The organism is Calditrichota bacterium, assembly GCA_013112635.1.
Classification (GTDB): Bacteria; Calditrichota; Calditrichia; order Calditrichales; family J004; genus JABFGF01.
On the sequence record JABFGF010000001.1, the window covers coordinates 691,257 to 712,161 of the forward strand.

14 protein-coding genes are annotated in these 20,905 nt (G+C 36.3%); 5 read left to right on the top strand and 9 right to left on the bottom strand.

Going from position 1 to position 20,905, the window contains the following annotated elements:
- Positions 1-956 precede the first annotated feature (956 nt).
- The 6 genes from HND50_03025 to HND50_03050 form a co-directional block, all read right to left on the bottom strand.
- Complete coding sequence (locus HND50_03025) at positions 957-2,006, bottom strand: hypothetical protein (protein ID NOG44172.1); 1,050 nt, start codon at positions 2,004-2,006, stop codon at positions 957-959.
- Positions 2,007-2,011: 5 nt separating this feature from the next.
- Positions 2,012-5,038 (bottom strand): hypothetical protein, encoded by a 3,027-nt coding sequence (locus HND50_03030; GenBank protein NOG44173.1) that lies wholly within the window; start codon positions 5,036-5,038, stop codon positions 2,012-2,014.
- Between the two features lie 112 nt (positions 5,039-5,150).
- Positions 5,151-5,921, bottom strand: coding sequence for a hypothetical protein (locus tag HND50_03035; protein NOG44174.1), 771 nt, complete (start codon positions 5,919-5,921; stop codon positions 5,151-5,153).
- 9 nt (positions 5,922-5,930) lie between these two features.
- Positions 5,931-7,616 (bottom strand): hypothetical protein, encoded by a 1,686-nt coding sequence (locus HND50_03040; protein ID NOG44175.1) that lies wholly within the window; start codon positions 7,614-7,616, stop codon positions 5,931-5,933.
- Between the two features lie 300 nt (positions 7,617-7,916).
- Entirely contained in the window at positions 7,917-8,624 is a 708-nt protein-coding gene (locus HND50_03045; GenBank protein NOG44176.1) for a helix-turn-helix domain-containing protein, read from the bottom strand.
- Positions 8,625-8,786: 162 nt separating this feature from the next.
- On the bottom strand, positions 8,787-8,966 hold the full coding sequence (locus HND50_03050; GenBank protein NOG44177.1) for a heavy-metal-associated domain-containing protein: 180 nt from the start codon (positions 8,964-8,966) through the stop codon (positions 8,787-8,789).
- A gap of 213 nt (positions 8,967-9,179) precedes the next feature.
- Here HND50_03050 and HND50_03055 point away from each other — a divergent pair, with 213 nt between their 5' ends.
- Positions 9,180-9,425, top strand: coding sequence for a Trm112 family protein (locus HND50_03055; protein ID NOG44178.1), 246 nt, complete (start codon positions 9,180-9,182; stop codon positions 9,423-9,425).
- Between the two features lie 56 nt (positions 9,426-9,481).
- On the opposite strand, the gene HND50_03060 is transcribed toward HND50_03055, so the two are convergent.
- From HND50_03060 to HND50_03070, 3 genes are all read right to left on the bottom strand, one after another.
- Complete coding sequence (locus HND50_03060) at positions 9,482-12,637, bottom strand: efflux RND transporter permease subunit (GenBank protein NOG44179.1); 3,156 nt, start codon at positions 12,635-12,637, stop codon at positions 9,482-9,484.
- A gap of 127 nt (positions 12,638-12,764) precedes the next feature.
- Positions 12,765-13,817, bottom strand: coding sequence for an efflux RND transporter periplasmic adaptor subunit (locus HND50_03065; protein NOG44180.1), 1,053 nt, complete (start codon positions 13,815-13,817; stop codon positions 12,765-12,767).
- Between the two features lie 97 nt (positions 13,818-13,914).
- On the bottom strand, positions 13,915-15,270 hold the full coding sequence (locus HND50_03070) for a TolC family protein (GenBank protein NOG44181.1): 1,356 nt from the start codon (positions 15,268-15,270) through the stop codon (positions 13,915-13,917).
- A gap of 282 nt (positions 15,271-15,552) precedes the next feature.
- On the opposite strand from HND50_03070, the gene HND50_03075 reads away from it, so the two are divergent.
- The 4 genes from HND50_03075 to HND50_03090 are packed head-to-tail and all read left to right on the top strand — an operon-like array spanning position 15,553 to position 20,898.
- On the top strand, positions 15,553-16,767 hold the full coding sequence (locus tag HND50_03075; GenBank protein ID NOG44182.1) for a DUF1343 domain-containing protein: 1,215 nt from the start codon (positions 15,553-15,555) through the stop codon (positions 16,765-16,767).
- A gap of 15 nt (positions 16,768-16,782) precedes the next feature.
- A complete protein-coding gene (locus tag HND50_03080) occupies positions 16,783-18,360 on the top strand; it encodes a glycosyltransferase family 2 protein (protein ID NOG44183.1) in 1,578 nt (525 codons plus the stop codon).
- A gap of 6 nt (positions 18,361-18,366) precedes the next feature.
- Complete coding sequence (locus tag HND50_03085) at positions 18,367-19,551, top strand: ROK family protein (protein NOG44184.1); 1,185 nt, start codon at positions 18,367-18,369, stop codon at positions 19,549-19,551.
- A 6-nt stretch (positions 19,552-19,557) separates the two neighbouring features.
- Complete coding sequence (locus HND50_03090) at positions 19,558-20,898, top strand: SpoIID/LytB domain-containing protein (GenBank protein NOG44185.1); 1,341 nt, start codon at positions 19,558-19,560, stop codon at positions 20,896-20,898.
- The last annotated feature ends 7 nt before the right edge of the window (positions 20,899-20,905 follow it).

A 20,905-nucleotide genomic window follows, 5' to 3' on the forward strand; every position in this document is an offset into this window, starting at 1 on the left:
CGGAAATAACCTGGCGGATGAGCTGATACCCCGCAGGTGGGTTGTCTTGATCTGTTTTGATAGGTTGGCGTTCGCCCAGGCCGTCATATCGTGATATTCACGGGTTTAACCGATGTGGAATTTACGGCTTGGGAATCCACAATCAAGCGACTAATACCCAGTTGAATATTTTATATGTGCTCGGCATGGTGCGTCTATATTTGTAACACAGATAAAGACAGGTTATTCAGAGGGTGCAAATCTCATATAGCAAGTTGGTCCCAGCCCATTAGTAAGCTGCAAGGGTGTTGCAGTTGACCAGAAGCCTAAAGGAAGCAGGACTATAAGAGTCTGTGCGGAAGAAAATAAACTGCATATGACCATGTTAAATAGAATAATCAACCACATCTTTGTAAAGCCTAAGAACAATATACATTACCCTGTAGGTGCAGTCGGTATAGACTTTATGATAAGTATCTTGCCTGGGGAGATCTCGATGATATTTGCCGAGAAGTCATCAGACGCAATAGTACCGTGATTGTTGGTTAATTGCAAGAAGAGCTGAGCAAAGACCCCTTCCGAATTAAGCTGGGATGAGATTTATAGAGTAAGCTTAGTCCAGTTCAATCCCACCATAAAGAGGGAAAAGTAACTTTCTTTACTACTCATTTAATTGAAGCTCCGTACACGAGACACGCTTGGTTTATCCTGAGCGAAGCCGAAGTGTATGATTGTGCGAATGGCGTCTGCTCAATTATACAATTTTTAGGAGAATACATTTATGGTGCCGGATGATTTACGACCTACCATGGGTATTGGAATAGTTGCACATTTGCGGGCTCATTCCTGTCAAGTTTCCAAAGAGTTTTCAGGAATACATACACTGAAATTACAACTATCTATGCTATCTTGTGGGTTCGTTTTTTTCAATTTTCTGAAATTTTAAATAGTTTTGAAACAGTAAGATGACGAAGATCCTATAGTACGGGCGATGTTACAGAACTAAATGTTGGAAGATATTCTGCATAATTTCTTCCCTCAGGATCAATTTTAATTCCAAGATGAGTTTTGTAAAAGTCTATAACATTTTTACGATACCGATCAGCTATCATAAGGCCTTTGGGACCAGGTTCATTATTTGATCCTACACCTACAAAGGCTGAATAAACTTTTTTTCCAGTACTATGAGCCAAATTAAAAGCATAGGTATTTTGCAATACTTTAGAGAAAAGAGATTTTACATCAGCAAATGTTACCGTTATTGCTTTTGACGATGCCTTTGGTTTATGGTTTAGGTATTCATCAAACTCTAACAAGAAATCTGTATTATAGATAATAAATTTTTCAGAATCCTTTGTTCCTGCTCCGGAATATTGCCTCATTTTTTGAATTGTATTGATCATGTCCTTATATACTTCAGTAGCTGTACATCCCCAAATCCATGAATACCCATTAGAACTGAATGCTTTTTTAAATAAATTAATATCCATAGTAGGTGAGCTAAAGTCATTAGCCCTTCCATCCTTGTCGTCTGGATCTCTTTTATTAGGATCGGAAATATCTATTTGTGAGGGCGGCGGAGATGTCCCAGGTGTTCCAGTATAGACGGTGCTGCGATCATTGAAGCTATTCACAAAGATGGGTCCGCCCATCCACGCATGAGAAAAAAAACTTAATTCATCTAGAGTATTGGGATCGTTCATACCAATATCTGAGACAAAATCATAAACATTCTTAATTGAAAGTGTATTTCTTTGGCCGTTTTTAAATTTCCCAATTACATAATTACTACTACTTATTTTATCAAAACTGTCTTTTACAATTGTTGATGTATTTTTGACCACCCCAGATGGATAGGTGATATCTTCTGATGTTATTTTCCCTCTTTTAAAGTCAAAGAAAGTAAATTTCAAGTTTGTCTTTGGATTTTGTTTGATTAATTTATCACGTCTTCTGGTGGAAAAAATATTAAAATCAGTCCCCTTAAATTCGTAATCAAATCCACTTACAAAAACAAATTGTTTCATAACGCTCATGTATTAATTAAAGTGATATTGTTATTTGTCATCATGTCTCTAATATTAGGAATTTCCTTTAGATCCTGGAGAACAACCAATGATGTTGGGATAGTTACTTCCCAAGGATTCGGTGTATCTGGGTCTGGGTAGTAAACGCCATCATCCAACTTTCCAAGGTTTTCCGAAATTTCTTTAATGATTGGGACGTACAAGTCATCACCGATTAATGGGACATCATTGCCATCCCATATTATTCCTGTTCCTAAAAGTTGTAGTGTTTGACAATAAAATGCGATTGCTTTCTCAAAGCCAGGCCTGACTGGAATTTGAACTCTCGCCGCTCCGGCTTTTAAAAAAGCTGCAAAATCAAGGTCAGGATCGGTGAGGTGAATGGCATTAATCCACTTTGCATGTCTGCCCCAAAAGTACGGATAGAAAACATACAAAATATTTTCCCACTCAAAAGCATTTTCAAAGAAGCGAATAAATGAACCATTTGGACAGACTTTGGACAAATCCATTATTGGTTCGTTTGGAGATTTCGAGTCGCACACATTATGTCGTGTAAATGAGTTGATATTTAAACAAGGATTGTTTGTAAGAATCATAATAATTAATTTTTTCAATTCTTCTTTTTCAATTCTTCTATTTTCGATTGGGTTTCTTCCTAAAATCTCTACTCCCTTTTGAATATTTTTTTGCTCCATTTTTGCATCGTATGCTGCCTTCTGGTCAAGATATGCCTGCATAATGGCATCATACATTTTTAGTTGCCATTCGGCAAACGCTTCATTTGTTAAGTTGCAAAATATATCTACACCAATAGCAAAACTCCAACAATCCATAACTTCTAAAGCAAAAGTAATTTCTCCTCTATAGTTTCTTGGAAAACTTAAATATTCTGCACCCCAATAAGATGTTGCATCTCGCGATACGCCCCCAATCATATATTTAAATAAGTAGTTTTTGCCTATTTCATGTATATGTTCTTGACTAACAATTGCAGCATATGCTTCATACCCATCAGGAATTGCTATTGCATTAGACCTCCCCAGAGTTACTCTACTTCTTCCATCTTGATTATTAAAATAAGTTTTAACTGTGAAAGTAGAGAGTGGTTCAGGAGCATTGACAACATTGTATTGACTGACATAATCATTATAGTTTGTTCTTGTCAGATTAGATGGTTTAAGCGGTGCCCCATAATAAGTAGGAAGTTCCGGTTTTACCAAATCTGAATCAGTTGGTGGATTTTCAACGGTTGCATACAAGAAAAATGATGCTGGTTCAGGAATCACAAACTCATACATCATCCGCTGACCATAATTATAAATCTGTGCATCATAAATTTTATTGAGCCAACGATAAATGCCGCGCATATGATTTGCACCTTGTCCTGTATTGTCAATTCTATGTATATTTGTTTCCTTAATTTGTTGTAATACTCTTCTTCTTAGTTCTTCTGTAACTTTTGTTCTTACCTTCTCAGAAGTTTTTTCAGTTACTTCTCTTGAATATGATGTTGATTTCTTTTGTGTTTCCTGAACAGATGAAGAAAAACCTGCATTAAGGCTTGCAGAAAAACTGACACTCGGACCATAACTACCGCTCACTTGTAATCCGGCGTCAACATGGGCTTTCTGCTCAATAATTTTTTCTGCTTCGGTTTGCATTTCACTTCTTTCAGCACTCTGAAGGTCTCTTTCTTTTTCGGTCACTGTTTCAGTAATTGTATCACTAATTACTTCTGTAACATCAAGTCGTTTATGCATTCGCTCACGAAACTCACCCGCCAAAGCATTTTCCACATGGGCAAACTCAGCTAATTCATACGCCTTTAATGTTTGTCTTACAATTAGTAAATCTCCAAGCCCTGCCTTAATTGTACATTTTTTCAAAAATGAACCGATGGAATTTTTAACTGAAGTTGATTTATCAATAAATGATTCTGTAAATTTCTTCTTGTCAACATACGTTCCTCCAATGGCAATCATTTTATTGTATGTAAAATCTGATTCAGTATTAGCATGAATGTATCTTATTTCATCTTCAATTCGATTGACTGCATTTACAGGATTTATTTTGCCCATTTCAAAATGAAAGTCAGCAAGAATTTTTTTTGAATTATCGTTTAATAAACCAACCGCTTTATTGGATAAAACAGACTCCCGTTTTGCAGGGTGAATCATTGCACTAACAGAAGAAGCAATTGAAATATTTTTAGATTTTTTCTTTTTCTTGCAATCGTTTGCCAAAAGATTTACGTGATTTTCTAATTCTTTAATCCTTGCATTTTCACTTTCATTAACTTCAGGCAAATAACGATATTTTTCGTCTGTTGCCATTTTTGATAATTCTCTGTGAGCAGTTTCAAGGTTTGTTAAGTATTCTTTTTTCCGATTCTTTTCTTTTTCTCTTTCTTCTGCACTCGTGTCCGGTTTTGGCTGTTCTGGTTGGTCTTTTTTATCAGTGGTCGCTTTTAGCAAGGGGAAAACAACAGTACTTCTTCCAAAGAATTCATCAATCAACTCATCATCAATTAACTTTAATGATTTTTCACCTACTGTTTTGAGTATATATAAAACTTTAATAGCACTAATCTTTTCTTCTTTATCATTTACCCGTGTAGCTGATAAAATATCTGCTAATATACTATCGCTCAAATTATTGTATGCAGATATAAAATCTTTGTCTTTCAAAATGTCTTTAAGGGCTTTACCTGCTATTTTTTCAAGTGAAGCGATAAAATCGCCTTTCTTAAATGATAGCCTTCCATTGTCAGTCACCCAATTTAGCATTTTAGGCACTGGGAATTTTATAGCATGATAGTCTTTTACATAGTTTGCAGTGCTTTTAAATTTCACAGCAATATCGAACAGGTTTTCTTTTGCCACTCCGGTTGTTACAGCTATTTTTACTTCATTGTAAAAAGGAGATTTGCTGTCTGCTTTATAGACATACATATTCAATCGTCCTTTTTCTTTTTCCAGTTTGGTTGGTCTCAGAGAGATGAATCGAAAGATATTTTCAATATTTGCCATGGTTGAATATCTCCTTATTAAAATAAATAATATTTATCTGTTTCTTATTTACAATATTAAAAAATTGTTTATCAGAAAGTTATTTTTGAATTCTTTTTTAATGTATAGAAAATCACCTTTGTCCGACAACCCACAAATGAAGCATATAACCACTAGGATACTGTTTAAGTCCCTCATCATCAGAATTATAAAAATGACTCAATTCAAGATATACACTTAAAGACCCAACACTGGTCTTCACTAATGTACTCTCGCCAATAGGTATGGTGGAGACTGATTTGCCTTTATCAATTATGTTGACTTCTGCCTCAGTATATTCAGTGCCTTTAGTCTTTTGATTAATTTTCTGCTGAACAATGCTGGTAAATGCGCCTAGCGCCACTTCAAGCGGCTTTTCAGAAATTTGCCAAAATTCAGCAAAACGAAGTGACTGTTTTTCCTTCACTAAAGTTTGACGGTTTGCCCCTTGAGAACCACTTAACTCCATAATCTCAATGGAACCATCAAATGCATCTACCGAGAGCTTCATCATATCTTGTGGTAAGCGGTAAAGAATACGAACAGTTTCAGACTTCTCACCTTCTATGGATTTAAAATCAATAAAATCAGTTCCGATATCCACTGATCCTTTCATGCTGATTTTTCCAGAAAAGGGCTGCTCATCTCTTAGCATTATCAATGCGGGCTGGTCATCATTTGGAAGCTGGGGTTTGATTCGCTTAACCGGAATAGGGGATGTCTTAACAGGTTTATTAACATCTGGAGGGCTTAGATTTTTAACCAACGGATGTGTTGGTTGCGTCCCTGGAGGTTTCGGCTTTGAGTCCAAACAACCGTACACAAAAATCAATAATACTACGAGTAAAACATTTAAACTTTTCATATTTATCTCCTAATTACTGTTCCATCGAGAGCTGGCGACATCAAATTTATACAATATATTAGCCCATTGATTAAAGTCATCGTGTGTATCATTTGAGTCTCCATCCTGGCTTGTGTCCATCGAACCAGTAGAAATCGCTCCATCACCATTCATGTCAAGGGGTGAGTTGTCGCAAATTCCTATGTTTTCATTTACACTCGATTCGATGATTCTTGCATACATTCCTTGACTGTAGGTGTGGAAACCATCTGAAGTAAAATCACAATCCGATGAAACACCGGGAAATTGATAGCGATAACTCATCGTTGTTGGAAAATTTGGTTTACGGGTCTCATTCCATTGTGCTGAATTTGAGTTGTTGTCTCCGTGCGTCAAGCCAAGATTATGACCGAGCTCATGTATGAACGTTCCAACCTGCGCAATTGTCTGAGGCCAAACTGCAAACGCTCTGAATGTCACCATGAAATCGTTTCCCCAAACTTCACCCCTGCCAGAAGAACCTCCGGGCCTGGCCCTTCCGAAAACCCCATAATGGAATATATTCAATCTGTTATTATTAAAGTTGGCATTTTTGTAAGTGAAGAAATTCGTGTACCCAGCTGCGGTACTCGGTCCGAAATCCATCGTGGTATGGTCAGCTAAGATGTTTCCACCATTAGTGAACACCCCTCCCTGGCCGCGGTCTATTATAATATTAATGCCGCTTGAACCATCAGGATTTAATACAGGAGCATCATTAAATGCCGTTTCAACGGTTGCCCACACTGCTGCATTAGGAGTAGCTGCAGCAATCCAATCCACTTCTACAAGAATATCCTTTTGCCATTTGTTAGTTCCCATAGCAGAGATATTAACCGTCCCACCACCAGGTGCTGTATACGATCCATCTTCCCATGTGTCAAGCAATCCATCGCCATCACTATCTAAATTCGCCAGATTTGAAGGTAGGGTATAGCTCTTAGTGTCAGTTTGTCCGTCTGTGTTATTTACGACCACTGTCAGGTTCGATCCAAATGCTACATTTTCAACTAGACTCAACATCTGTGTATAATGATAAATCGGATATCCGTAAGTAGATGGCAGATGATCCTGTAAATAATCAAAAGGTAAGGCACCCCATCTCCATGAATCTACTGAAGTACCGTTTACAGAGATAGTCGCATCTACATCCATATTCGCTGCTGAAATTGTAATTGCCACATCGATATTACCACCCCCCACATCAGAAATACCTAGTATCCCAACATCCTCAATCCTTGGTGCAGGAAATGTTCCTGATGTCCCAAGGACAGTAACATTAACGGAAGATGATGTACCCTTGTTGTTGCGAATGGCTACAGGATGAACTCCAGGGGTTGCAGTTGTTGGAATCTGAAAATACGAAGTCCCAAAAAGGCCGTTGTAGAGCGTCGTCTCTGTAGGAAGTCCTACATCCCAGACTACACTCGCAAAGAGGGTATTACCGTCAACAGCAAGGAGCTGCCTCGGGTATCCATCACTAGAATCAATTGCATTTAGGACGGGTGCCTTTGTACAAGACATAGTAAGAAGCAGCACTAGCATCAGCAGTACACTACTTCTAAATCTTGGCCTTGCAATTACTGGGCTCAATAACCGATTCACACAGAAATTCATCTCTAATTCAGGCCAATGGGTAGTAAGGCCGCTTTTCACAATCAATGTTCTTTCCATCATATAATCCTCCTATAAAAAAAACACCTCTTCAAACTAAATTGAATCCTTGTTTTTTATTCCTTTTCTAACATATTTTTTCATCTTACAATAAGCCTTCACTCTTTTAATATTGCTATAACATATGTTTCCAATTCTGTAACACATGTTTCTTTTCAATCCACAAATCACATGAAGCCTGAAAACCTAATTGTCGTGTATAATTCTTAAGTGGAAGTAACTACATTAATTCTCTCAAACAAAGGGCAAAATTTTTAGATATATTTTTTTTGAAAGAAGTGTAATTTTCAAAAAGAATAATGTTCAGGATTTTTGGAGGGAGGAAGGCGTGAAACCAAACTGTTTTTTAAATTGGATGGAAAAATAATTAAAACTGTTAAAACCAACTTCTAAAGCCACCTGGGAAACTGAACCATAATTTGCTTCAATTAAGTTTTTGGCTTTATTAAGCTTATAATCGCGCACGTAAGCTGTGGTCGATTTTCCAGTTTTCTGCTTTAATTTTTTATAAAGCTGGCTTCTGCTGAGGTTTAACGATAAAGCAAGAAGTGAAGTATCAAATAAAGGATTATCAATATTTTTCTCAATTTGCTGGTTAACCTCTTTAAGAAATAAATCTATCTTTGGAGGTTCATTTCCTATCTTGTCAGCTTGTTTCTTTATCAAAGAGTTAATACGTATCATCAATTCCTGAATACAAATAGGCTGCAAAAGATAAGCATCCACACCTAATTCCAGAATTTGTAGCTTGCTGTATAAAGAGGTTTCTTCAGTAATGTAAATTATTGGTATGTTCTTAAAACATTGTTCATTTAGTTTTTTGCAAAGCTCTAAATAGTGAATGTTTTGAGAAAAAAGAATTATTAACGAGGGTTTTTCATCGCGGATTTTGTTTTGGATATTGAAACAATGTTTCTCAAATGTAAAAACATATTTATGCTTTCCATACTTTATTAAATCAAAGAGCAAATACGAAAATCCTATACAAAAAACTTTATGTTGGGGATTCATAAAATTCCTTTGGATTTAAATAAATGTTCGGTTCGCTAATTTCAGATAAAACGGGGAGTAAGTTAGTCGTTAAAGTTAAGAGTAGCTCTCTTTCAAAGTGAAAGGAACGTAACGAAATTATTGCCGATTAGCAAGTATGTGAGAGAAACTTTAGTTATGAACCTATTCAACAACTTTATAATGGGTATTATTTATAGCCATGTTTATAAATAGAGGATCTGTTTTTGAGGCATCATAACTTACTTGAACGCTACCATACTGATGTGAAGCTTCGGCGCTGTCAACACCATCAACAGATTTTATAGCATTGACAACAGTATTTTCACAACCTTCACACATCATTCCGCTAATTTTGATTTTTAATTCTTTGATTTCCAATTAATGATTCTCCTCTATATTTTTGATGTAAAATACTTATCCAAATTTATCATTCTATTTTTTTAAAGACAAATATCTTCAAACAAGAATCTGACTACAAATATCTTTAATTATCAAACACTTGAATAAGTTAGCCACTCTGTTTAATTTTGAGCTTTAAAAGGAAAAACTATGCCAATAGATAAAAAACTGCTCGATATTCTTTGCTGTCCTAAAACAAAAGTTGATGTTGTAGAATTAGACCAAAATGAAGTGAGTGAAATAAACGGCCAAATTGAAGCCGGTTCATTAAAGTATGTTGAAGGTAAAAAAGTTGAAAAGCCTCTTCAGGAAGGTCTAATCACAAAGGACAAAAAAACCGTTTACAGAATTGATGATGACATTCCCATCATGCTAATTGAAATGGGAATCCCCATGAAATAATAAAAAAGAGAGAAAAGCATAGTTACCTTTCTCTCTTTCTGCAAACTATTTTATTTCTATGCGGCTAATTTTTTCTCTTTTTTTCCAAATAGATTGCTGGCCCAGTCGGCCATTCCAGTCAGCAGGTGATACATAACAGGCACAATCACCAAAGTTAATGCTGTAGCGAACAATAAACCGAATATTACCGCGACACCCATATTTGCCCACCATTGTGAACTCTCAGCACCCCACTCAATCACATTGTGAAAATCAAATTTAAGCATACCAATAAAATCGATATTTAAACCAATTGTTAAGGGTAATAAACCAAGAATGGTTGTAATTGCAGTTAATAGCACAGGACGCAACCTTGTTTTTCCGGCCTGGATTATTGCTGCTGTTTTGGCCATACCCCGAGCTCGCAATTTTTGGATATAATCAATTAGAACAATGGCATTGTTTACCACCACTCCTGCAAGCGATATAATCCCAATCCCTGTCATGATGATACCAAACGGATATCCAGTTACAAGTAAGCCAAAAAATATTCCAAAAAATGATAAGAAAACTGAGGCCATAATAACGACCGGTAAAATCAATGAATTAAATTGTGAAACCAACACAAAGAAAATCAGGAAAAGTGCAATCATAAAAGCATTTGCCAGAAAATCCATCGACTCCTGCTCTTGCTCATCCTGGCCTGCAAAAGAAAAAGTATATCCCACAGGCATTTCAAAATCTGCTAATTTTTCTTTTACTTCACGTAGAATTTCCGAGGAGCTACGGCCAAAAGCATCACCATTAATCGTAATAACACGGTCACGGTCCACATGGTTAACTCGGGTTAAACCCGATCCAAGTTCAACCGTGGCAAAATTGGCCAACGGGTAATGTTTGCCTTCATAGAAAATGCTCAGGTTCAAAATATCCGAATAGCTTGCACGGAAATCCTTATCAAAACGAACCGTAATATCATATTCATCTTTTCCAACCCTGAACTTTGAAGCTTCTGTTCCATTTACTGCTGTACGGATTACATTTGCAATTTCAAAAGTATTAAGTCCAAATAATGATGCTTTTTCACGATCAATTCTAATAGTAATTTCAGGCTTCCCTTTTTCGTAGTTATCTTTTAATTTTACAAGACCGTCAACATCCCTGATTAATTCCTGGATATCAGCAGAAATATTATCCAGAATATCAAAATCTTCGCCTTTTAATTGAATTTCCACAGCCGCACCCGTTGGTGGTCCATCTGGTGGCTTAGTCACATCTATTTGGGCGCCAGGAATATCTTTCAATTTATCTGCAACAACTTTCAATGTTATAAACGAGTTTTGGCTGCGTAAATGCTTATCGTGTAATTCTACAGTTACCTGCGATTTATGTAGCGTACCCGCTGATTGTCCGGACATATCATTTGGATCTGTCTGGTTACCAACATCTGCTATGTAATATTTCATATCAGGTGTATCGACAATTCGTTTCTCAATCTCTTTTACAACATTGTTAGAGGATTGTAATCTCGATCCAATTGGCATATCAACTTTTATCCATGCAGCTCGTGGTTCAAGATCAGGGAAAAACTCAATACCATGGTTAAACATTACAAAAATGACAAGCATGAAAATAAAACCGCCTCCTGCCATAAGCATTACCAATGCCCTACTGACCCGGTTATGCAAAGCCCAGTCCAATGTTTTTTCATATAGTGGCGTAAGCCAGCGTAAAAACTTGTCACCAGGAAGGTTTTCGAGATTTCTCTCGATCCGTAAAAAACTGGATGATAAAGTTGGGTTAAATACAAGGCCAACCAATAACGAAGACGATAAAGTGATGATAAGCGTTATTGGCAAAAAGCTCATAAATTCACCAATAAAACCAGACCAAAATACAAGAGGTGCAAACGCTCCCAATGTTGTAATTGTTGAGGTCACTACCGCCATCCCAACTTCAGCGGTCCCATCTTTTGCGGCTTGCATTAAAGACTTACCTTCCAAGTGGTGACGGTATATATTTTCAACGATTACAATAGCATTATCAACCAACATCCCCAACGCCAGTATTAAGCTAAAAAGAACCATCATGTTTAATGTAAAACCGATTGCTTCAATCACAATAAATGAAATTACCATGGAAATGGGAATGGCAATTCCAACAAGAACACCATTGCGCGTTCCCATAAAAAAATATAGCACCAGTACAACCAGCAACAATCCTGAAATGATATTATTTTCAAGATCATTAACCATCACTTTTATATCTTTGGATTGATCATTACTAATCACATAATGGGTTTGTGCAGGAAAATTTTTAGAGTCTTCTTCAAGGATGGCCTTTACTTCAGTTGCGATATTAATAATATTTTCACCGCTTCTTTTTAAAATAGAAATAGTGACGGAAGGCTGATTATTTAATCGCGAATAGCTAGTTTGCTCCTTAAAACCAAACTTTACATCTGCCAGGTCTCTCAAATAGACGGGTTGCCCGTTTACATGTTTTACAACAATCGTTTGAAGTTCGTCAACAGTGTCAAACTCACCAGGGATGCGAACAGTATATTTGAGGCCGCCACCATCAATCGATCCACCTGGTGTGGTGATATTCTCATTTCTAATTGCATCTGTCACATCTTTTGTGCCAAGATTGTAATATTCCAGACGTCGGGCATTTAGGTTTACTTTCACTTCCCTTTCCAACCCACCGGAAATGTTTACTTCTAAAACCCCAGTAATTTGTTCAAATTTGTCCTGCAAATCCTCCGCGATTTTCTTTAGCCGCACCAGGGATTGGTTACCAACAATTGAAACCAGCATGATTGGAAAATTTTCCATATTAACTTCCTGGACAACCGGTTCTTCGATATCATCAGGTAAATCCGGTCTTGCCTGATCTACTTTTTCACGTACTTTTCTTACCGCGTCATCAACCTCAATATCCGATTCAAACTCAATGGTAATATTAGTATAACCCTCAAGGCTCGCCGAGGATATTTTCTTGATTTTTGTAATTTCTTTTATTTTTTTCTCAAGCGGGTTAGCTACGAGCGTTTCCATATCCTCGGGAGATACACCTGTATAAGGAACGGCAACTATCACAAAAGGCTGCTCAATTGAAGGGAAAGATTCTACCGCCAAATTATTATAAGAGACCAATCCGGAGAAAATAAGGATTGCAAGCAATACAAAAACGCTTGTTTTATATTTTAAACTTATGTTTGTAATTTTCATTATTACCCTTTTTTTGAAAGCTGAAAAAACAATTCTGGCGTTACATATTAGTAAGTACTTTGCTCTACCAGATATCAACTTCCCTTTCTAAATTTATCTGTCTGCTACCTGACAGTTTAAAAAAATATCAATCTTTAATTACCTGCAAGGTATCACCTTCACTTAGCAAACGATGGCCAACAACAACCAGACGCTGTTCCGGATTTAAACCATTTACCAATACATTTTCAGATTCGATTGCTAAGATTTCAATATTCTTTTTTATTGCGATATTATCTTGCTCAACAAATACATACCTGCCTCTTTCAGAATCAAGTAAGGCATCAATAGGGATAGCAATGCTGTTTTCATGTTTCATTTTTAGCAAACGAATATTCGCTACCATTTCTGGTGCAAGTTTGCCCTGCGGATTTGCAAAACTTGATTCCACAGAAAATGTTCTGTTTTCAGGATCTATGCTTTTGGCAACAAAATCTATTTTACTGTTAATTTGTAAATCGGGAAACGCATCAAAATTAAGTTCAATTTCTGATCCCTTTTTTATAAATTTTATAAATCTTTCAGCAACACCAATATTGACCTTCATTTTGCTGTTATCAACAATTTCAAATAAAGGGGACGCCGGATTTATATAAGCACCAACATCTGCATATCGATTATTTACATATCCGGAAATCGGGGCAGAAACAGTCAACTTTTCTGAGCGTGCATTAGCTAAATCATAAGACGCTTTTGCTTTTTCAAAATTCAACTCACTGATTTTCATTTGATTATCAGAAATAGCCTTCTTTGAGAACAGCACTTTGTTGCTTTTAAGGTTTATCTCTGCTTCATGTAATGAAGCTTTTGCCTGAGCGGTATTTGCCGTAATTACTTTATTTTCAATAATAGCAAGCGCTGCGCCCTTTTTAACATAACTTCCTTTTTCATGAAGCAGCTTTACCAATATTCCCGATTCTTCTGCCACAATTTTAACCTGGCTATTGGCCTTTATAACACCTGTCAAATTGAGATATTCTTCAAATTGGCTACCTGTTAATGTGGAAATTTTTACAGGAATACCAACTTTCTCTTCACTTATTGATTTATCCGTTTCTATTGTTTTAGCATTACTTTCTTCCGAACAACTCGTTAAAATTAAGCTGCTAAAAACAAAAAGAGTTAATAATATAGTTTTCATCGAACCTCCAAATAATCTTGTAAAGCATTTTTTTTGTAATAACCCAAGCTTCATCCGAACTTATAATCTGAAGCAACTGGGTTTTAAAGTTTTTCAGTTATTCTTCATCCCATCTACCGGTAACCATTTGCCAGTTAAAATAAGCTTTTAAATAATCAAACTGTGCTGTCAGCCAATTCACTTTTGCCTGGTCTAAAAACAGACGGCTGTCTTTTAACTCCAATTGAGTTGCCAAACCATTATCCCATCGAGACTCAGCAATTTCAAATGTCCGTCTGGCTGTTACTACATTTTTCTTTGATGCAATTATCCTTTGATGTGCTTCTTGCAAATTCAACTGAACATTATCTAATTCTATTTCAATTTTATCTTTTGCCTGGGCAATTCTTGTTTCTGTTTTAAATGATTCAATTCTTGCTTTCTGGACTTGTGCAGAAGTAAAGCCTCCTGAATAAAGCGGGATATTCAGGTTTATGCCAATTACATAATTGTCAAAGTCATTTTCAATTTTAAAATCATCCGATTGGCCGGAATAATTGTATGTAAAATCGCCTGATAACTTGGGCAGATGATTTGCAAATTCTATATCCACATTTTTATCGCGCATTTGGCCTTCTAGCTGAATGGCTTTGTAATCCGACCTAGTTGTTAATACATTTTCAGCTCCAACCTTTTCTGGTATCGGCGGTAAATCATCCATAGAACCTGTCAATTCCAATTCTTCCGATAACGGTATATTCAAAATTGATTTTAAACTGTTCAATGCCTGTAGATAGTTTTTATTAGCAGCAATGCGTGTAGGTATGCTATTTTGCCAGCGAACTTCTGCTTGTAACATTTCATATTCCGAGGCAACACCACTATTAAATTTTGTTTTAGCCTCGTTAAAATTACCTTTCGAGCTTTCTTCAGAATCTTTTGCTACCTGAAATATTTGTTTCATCAGCAAAACATTATAAAACGCAATCCGAGTGTTTGTTAATATTTGTTGACGCTGGTATTTATAATTTAATTCTGCGTACTCTTCAAAATCATAAGCAATATCTAAAGCAGTGCTTACTTTGCCAAAACTATATAATGTTTGCTCAAGTTTTGCTGTAACTGAGTATTGGTTCTTGAACGAAAATGTAAACTTTTGTACGCCTGCTGGTTGAGCAGCCTGAGTTTGCGATCCATTTGAATCAAAGGTAGCAGGAATTGCCCCAGTTTTAATAATGAAGAATTGCTCCTTCAAATTTCTTGAATAGTTTACATCTGCAGAAATATTTGGAAGCGCAGAAGCCCAGGCTTCGTTGATATTTGCCTGTGCCACGTCCAATTCTGCCCTTGCAAGTTTTAATTCCTTACTTTGCTCCTTAGCGCGTTTTAATGTTGCGTTAATATCCAAATTCTCTGCACAAATTGGGAGTGCAAAAAATGAAAAAATAATTATCGTTATTCTAAAGGTTTTCATCCTTATCCTATCTCCATGAAATGCTGATCTATTGTCTTTATTGTTAATAATGAACAAGAACACAAACTTAATTATATCTTCAAATATTTCAACTATAAATTTTACACAATACTGAATTTATTTACGGAAGTTTCAAAAAAAGAAAAGTTCAAATTAGTTTTGTATTTGTGAATTGCAATCATTATGTTTCGGATAGTTTGTTCAACAATCAAATTAACCTAATTTTTCCCAATGAAATATCTATTAATCCTTTTTATTATATTGTTTGGCTGCGTGTCTAATATGCCCAAAAACAATCTTATAGAGGGCGAAGTAATTCATAAACCACACGTTTCAGAAAGCAAAAAAGTGATACTCGGTGTAGAAAATTTCCTGGCCGGGCATGTTGGGTTAATAAAAGGAAAACGGGTAGGACTTGTAACAAATCAAAGCGGTGTAAACAGGTCACTTCAATCTACAGCCGATCTTCTTTTTCACCATCCGGATATTAACCTAAAAGCGCTTTATGGCCCGGAACATGGAATTCGCGGAGATATATTTGCCGGTCATAAAATTTCTACTCAAACCGACCCTAAAACTGGTTTGACTGTATACAGCTTGTATGGTAAAACACGAAAACCAACAAAAGAAATGCTGAATGGTATTGATGTAATTATTTTTGATATTCAGGATATTGGAGTTCGAAGCTATACTTTTATTTCAACCATGGGTGTGGTTATTGAAGCTGCAGCCGAAAATGACAAAGAAGTTATCATTCTTGATCGCCCTAATCCAATTGGTGGAGTGAAAGTTGAAGGGAATATTGTACATGATGGATATTTTTCATTTATTGGATATTTTCCTATCGCGTACCGACATGGAATGACCGTTGGCGAAATTGCCAAAATGCATAACACCGAAAAAAATATTGGTGCAAAACTGACAATTATTCCGCTAAAAAACTGGAATCGTTCAATGCTTTGGAATGAAACAGGTTTACCCTGGATTCCAACATCTCCTCATGTTCCAGATTGGGAATCATCTTTATTTTTAGCTGCAACCGGAACATTTGGAGAATTGCATGTTTTGTCCGAAGGTGTTGGCTATACAATGCCATTTGAGTTTGTTGGCGCTCCATGGATTAAATCGGATGAATTTGCGACCGCATTGAACAATCTAAATCTTTCCGGAATAATTTTCAGACCTGTTTCTTTTAAGCCTTATTATTTTCGTTTAAAAGATCAGCAATGCCAAGGTGTGCAACTGCATATAATTGATTATAATACTTTTGACAGCTTTACCTGTGGCTTGCATATCATGAAAACCACTATGGATTTATACCCGGATCATGATCTATTTGCCAACAAAAACCGAATATCTTCTTTCAATAAAGTTATGGGAAGTGATTTAATAACAACTGGTTTACAAACCGGCAAAAGTGTCGATCAATTAGAAAAAGAGTGGCAACAAGAATTAAATGAATTTAAAAAAATAAGAACTAAGTATTTACTCTACTAAAATGGAGAGCCCCACATGTCTAATACAGACACATCTGTAGTTTTATTTTATTCTGATGAGAATGGCGGAATTGATTCCGTTGTAAAAACGCTTCACTCACTTGCAATTCAAAAAAGTGATCTGGAAATTTTTATTATCGACATTTCAAATGAAAACGTTTCAGTCAACACTTTTAAAGAAGCATTCAATTCAAATGAATCTTTAAATCAAATCCACATTATTAAATGCGACAAAGACGAAACCTTTGGCACACAGCTAAACAAGGCTTTTGAATCTGTAACAAAAACCCATGTTTTGTTTCTTGACAACCGTAGCAATCAAATCATTATGAAAAACGGTTCTGTGGATTTATTTAAACTGGCTACCCAAAGAAGTAAAAATTGCGGACTGGTTTACGCCGATTATGAATTGGCCCAAAGTGATTCTGTAAAAGAAGTAAAACTGCTTAAACATCATATTGGCCGTGTACGTGATAATCAGGATTTTGGAAAAGTATTCTTTTTATCAAAAGCTGCTTTGAACAACGTGTCTTATGCAAATGGAAAATTAAAATTTAACACACTTTATGATTTACGATTACGCCTTTCAGAAAAATATGAACTGTTACATTTAGCGAACCGCTATTCAGGATCATTATACAGCATTATTGCAGAAGATAAATCGCAAAATGTTTTTGATTATCTATTAGCAAGCAAAGAAAGCCAGCTTGAAGCAGAAGAAGTACTTGGAAATCACTTAAAAAACATTTCAGCTAATCTGGAAGCAGGGAATTTTTACATGCCCCGCCCTTCCGCTCCACAAAATGCAACTTTGAAAGCATCAGTAATAATACCAACAAACAACCGCCCTGATTTTATTGCAACAGCGATTGAATCGGTTCAGGCGCAAACCATTAAAGAGGTTGAAGTAATTGTTGTTGTAAATGGCGGAGATGATGATCCGACCGTGCAAAGTGTAAGGAAATATCTACCGGGTGGTGAAAAATACGATCCAGACAAACCCGGCGTTCAGCTTTTGGAATACGATATTAACAACCTTGGGTTATGCCTCAATATGGGTGCCCAATATGCAAAAGGTGAATATTATGTTCAACTCGATTCAGATGACCGCCTTAAGCCGGATGCTGTTGAAAAAATATTGGCTGTGTATAAAGAAGATCCAAACATTGGAATGGTAATTGGCTCTTATGAAGTTTGGGAAAAGCAGGAAAATGGTGAAATTACCAGAATGGAAGATTTACCAGTTGTTACCCATGATGAATGGACTGAAAGCAATGGCAGGAACAATCTTTTGCGTATAAATGGTGCAGGCGCCCCACGGTCTATTCCAATTGAATTAATACGCCAGGTTGGTTTTAGTGTAAATGAAGAACCTTATTGCAGAAACTATGGTGAAGATTATGGAATGGTTTTAAAATTAAGTGAAAAACACCGTATTGGGCGTGTCTGGGATGCAATTTATGAAGTTATTCGCCATTCCGGTGGAACTGACCACAGCATTGATCAGGAAACAATTGACCGCAATGATGAAGCGAAAGATTATATGCGCCAGGAAGCAATTTCCAGACGGATTAAACTTAATAACGAGAAATAAGAAAACATGAATAAACTATTAATAATTGGCATAGATGGCGGAGCAACAAAAGTAAATGCCTGGGAAACTGTTTTTGACGAAAAAAATAAATTTTTCTCTTTGGGGCAATTTCATTCTGAAAAAAAATATAGTGAAATACCCGGTTTTTTAGAAACGTTCAAACCGGTGGATGTAAAACTTCAGCTTGAACAACAGGGAGATAAGCCAATTCCGGTAACAAAAAATGAGATGCAGCAGGAAACTGTATATGTTGAGGCCTGTGCACATGTTATCGAGAAAATTGTTAATGAAAAAGGTATTAACCAAGTTCTGATCGGGCTTGGAATGCCAGGTTTAAAAACTGCCGATAAAAGAGGTATTGGTGTAGTTGCCAACGGCCCAAGAATGATAAATTATTCAAACCTGCTTGAACAACGCCTTCAGTCTGTAAATATTGAACTTATTTCACCTATTGATCATCTGGGTAGTGATGCAGATTATTGTGGCATAGGAGAAAATTTCTCGGACATTGGTGCCCTGAAAGATTACGATAACGTCTATTACCTTGGTGGTGGAACCGGTGTTGCTGATGCATTAAAAATCGATGCAGAGTTAATTCCATTGGACAATACAAAAGAATGGTTTGCCAAAACATGGGAATTTATGAGTGATGAAGGCAAATCGCTGGAACGATATTGTTCTGCTAATGGGATCCAAAGCATTTATGCAGAGCTGGCTGCCAAAGAAGTTTCCGAATTAAACAAGGCGGGTATTTTTCCACCACAGATTGCACAGCTTGCAAACGAAGGCGATAAGCATGCAAAACATACTTTTGATATTTTAGTTAATAAACTATCGCATTTGCTTTATTCCCGAATTACAACCCTTTTTGCAGGTTGGCAGAATAATTTTAATTTTATGAATGCAAATAGACCTACTTTAAATACGAGCCACCCACACCTAGGCAAATATTTTGATAAAATTGTAGTCGGACAGCGTCTTGGTGACCTTTATAATTCTGAAGATACAGCAAGTTTGCTTAAATTACCTTTATTGGGAAAATTAAAAAATCTGATTTCAAAAAGCTCTGTTCTCGATACTGCAGCTAAGGATTATTACACCAATATTGAACAAGTTATTACTGTTTCTAAGCTACGGGATGCTCCTGCATTGGGTGCTGGAATTGATGCTTTTTTTAGTTGGCAGGATTAATCAAACATGCTTATACCAGATATAATTCCAGATCAAGAACCCCAGATTAATGTTGGAATAATTCTTCCTGAAGACAATATCACTGATCTTACCTTACATATTCCATCAAATGATTATCAAATATTCTTAAATAACCAGAGCTATAATCTTGCTAAAGAATCTGTTATTATACTTGAATTTATACAGGGAGAAATCCATCTCGCATTTGATCAACAGAAAATTTCAACACAAGCCAAAATTGAAATTTCTCCAAAAAACAAGATATCTCCTTCGAACAAATCAGGAATAAAAGTCCGTTCGGTAATTGCAGGAAGAGGATTTCATTGGCAAAAGTTTATAGAAGTTTTTCTTCCCGACACAGTTATTGTAAATATAATTGAGGACTCACTTATTCTGATAAACCAGATGCCGCTTGAACATTACGTTATGTGTGTGGCGACATCCGAGATGGGGGCTGAATGCCCCGAAGCATTAATTGAAGCCCAAACCGTCGCAGCCCGTAGCTGGCTTTTGGCAAATGTTGAACAAAAACATCGTCACATGGAAATGGATATTTGCAATGATGATTGCTGCCAACGCTACCAGGGAACAACATTTTTAACCGAACAATCAAAAGCCGGTGCGTTAAATACCAGTGGGCAAGTTATAGTTTATGACAACAAGATTTGTGATGCGCGCTATTCAAAAAGTTGCGGTGGGATGATGGAATCCTTTGGATATATATGGCCAGGAAATGACGAAGATTATTTGCAAGCTATCCCGGACTCGAAAAACATGTTACCTGAATTAGAAAAGCCTTTGAGTGAAGAAAACAATTTTTCAAATTGGGTAAACTCAACACCCCATGCATTTTGCAGTTCAAATACGGTAGCCGAGAAAGACCTGAAAAAATATCTCGGTTCTGTCGATGAGGAAGGCGAATATTTTAGATGGCAAAAGTCAGTTTCTCAAAAAGAGTTGAAGGAAACAATATATAATTTTGCTGGGATTTCTGTAAAGTCAATAAACAAGTTAGAAATTATCTCAAGAGGTATGTCAGGAAGAATAAACAAATTGAATATTCATTACCTTGATCACAATGACAAAGCCAATACATTCAGGATCAATAGCGAATATGATGTCCGTCGTTATTTATCAACAAGTTTTCTCTACAGCTCTGCTATTACAATTTCTGAACAAAACATAAAGAATGGTATCCCTCAAGATTTTTTATTTAATGGTGCAGGTTGGGGCCATGGCGTTGGTCTTTGTCAGATCGGCGCACTTGGGATGTCACTAAATAATTACAAATCAGAAGAGATTTTATATCACTATTATCCTGGTAGCCTTCTAAAAAAAATATATTGACCAACAT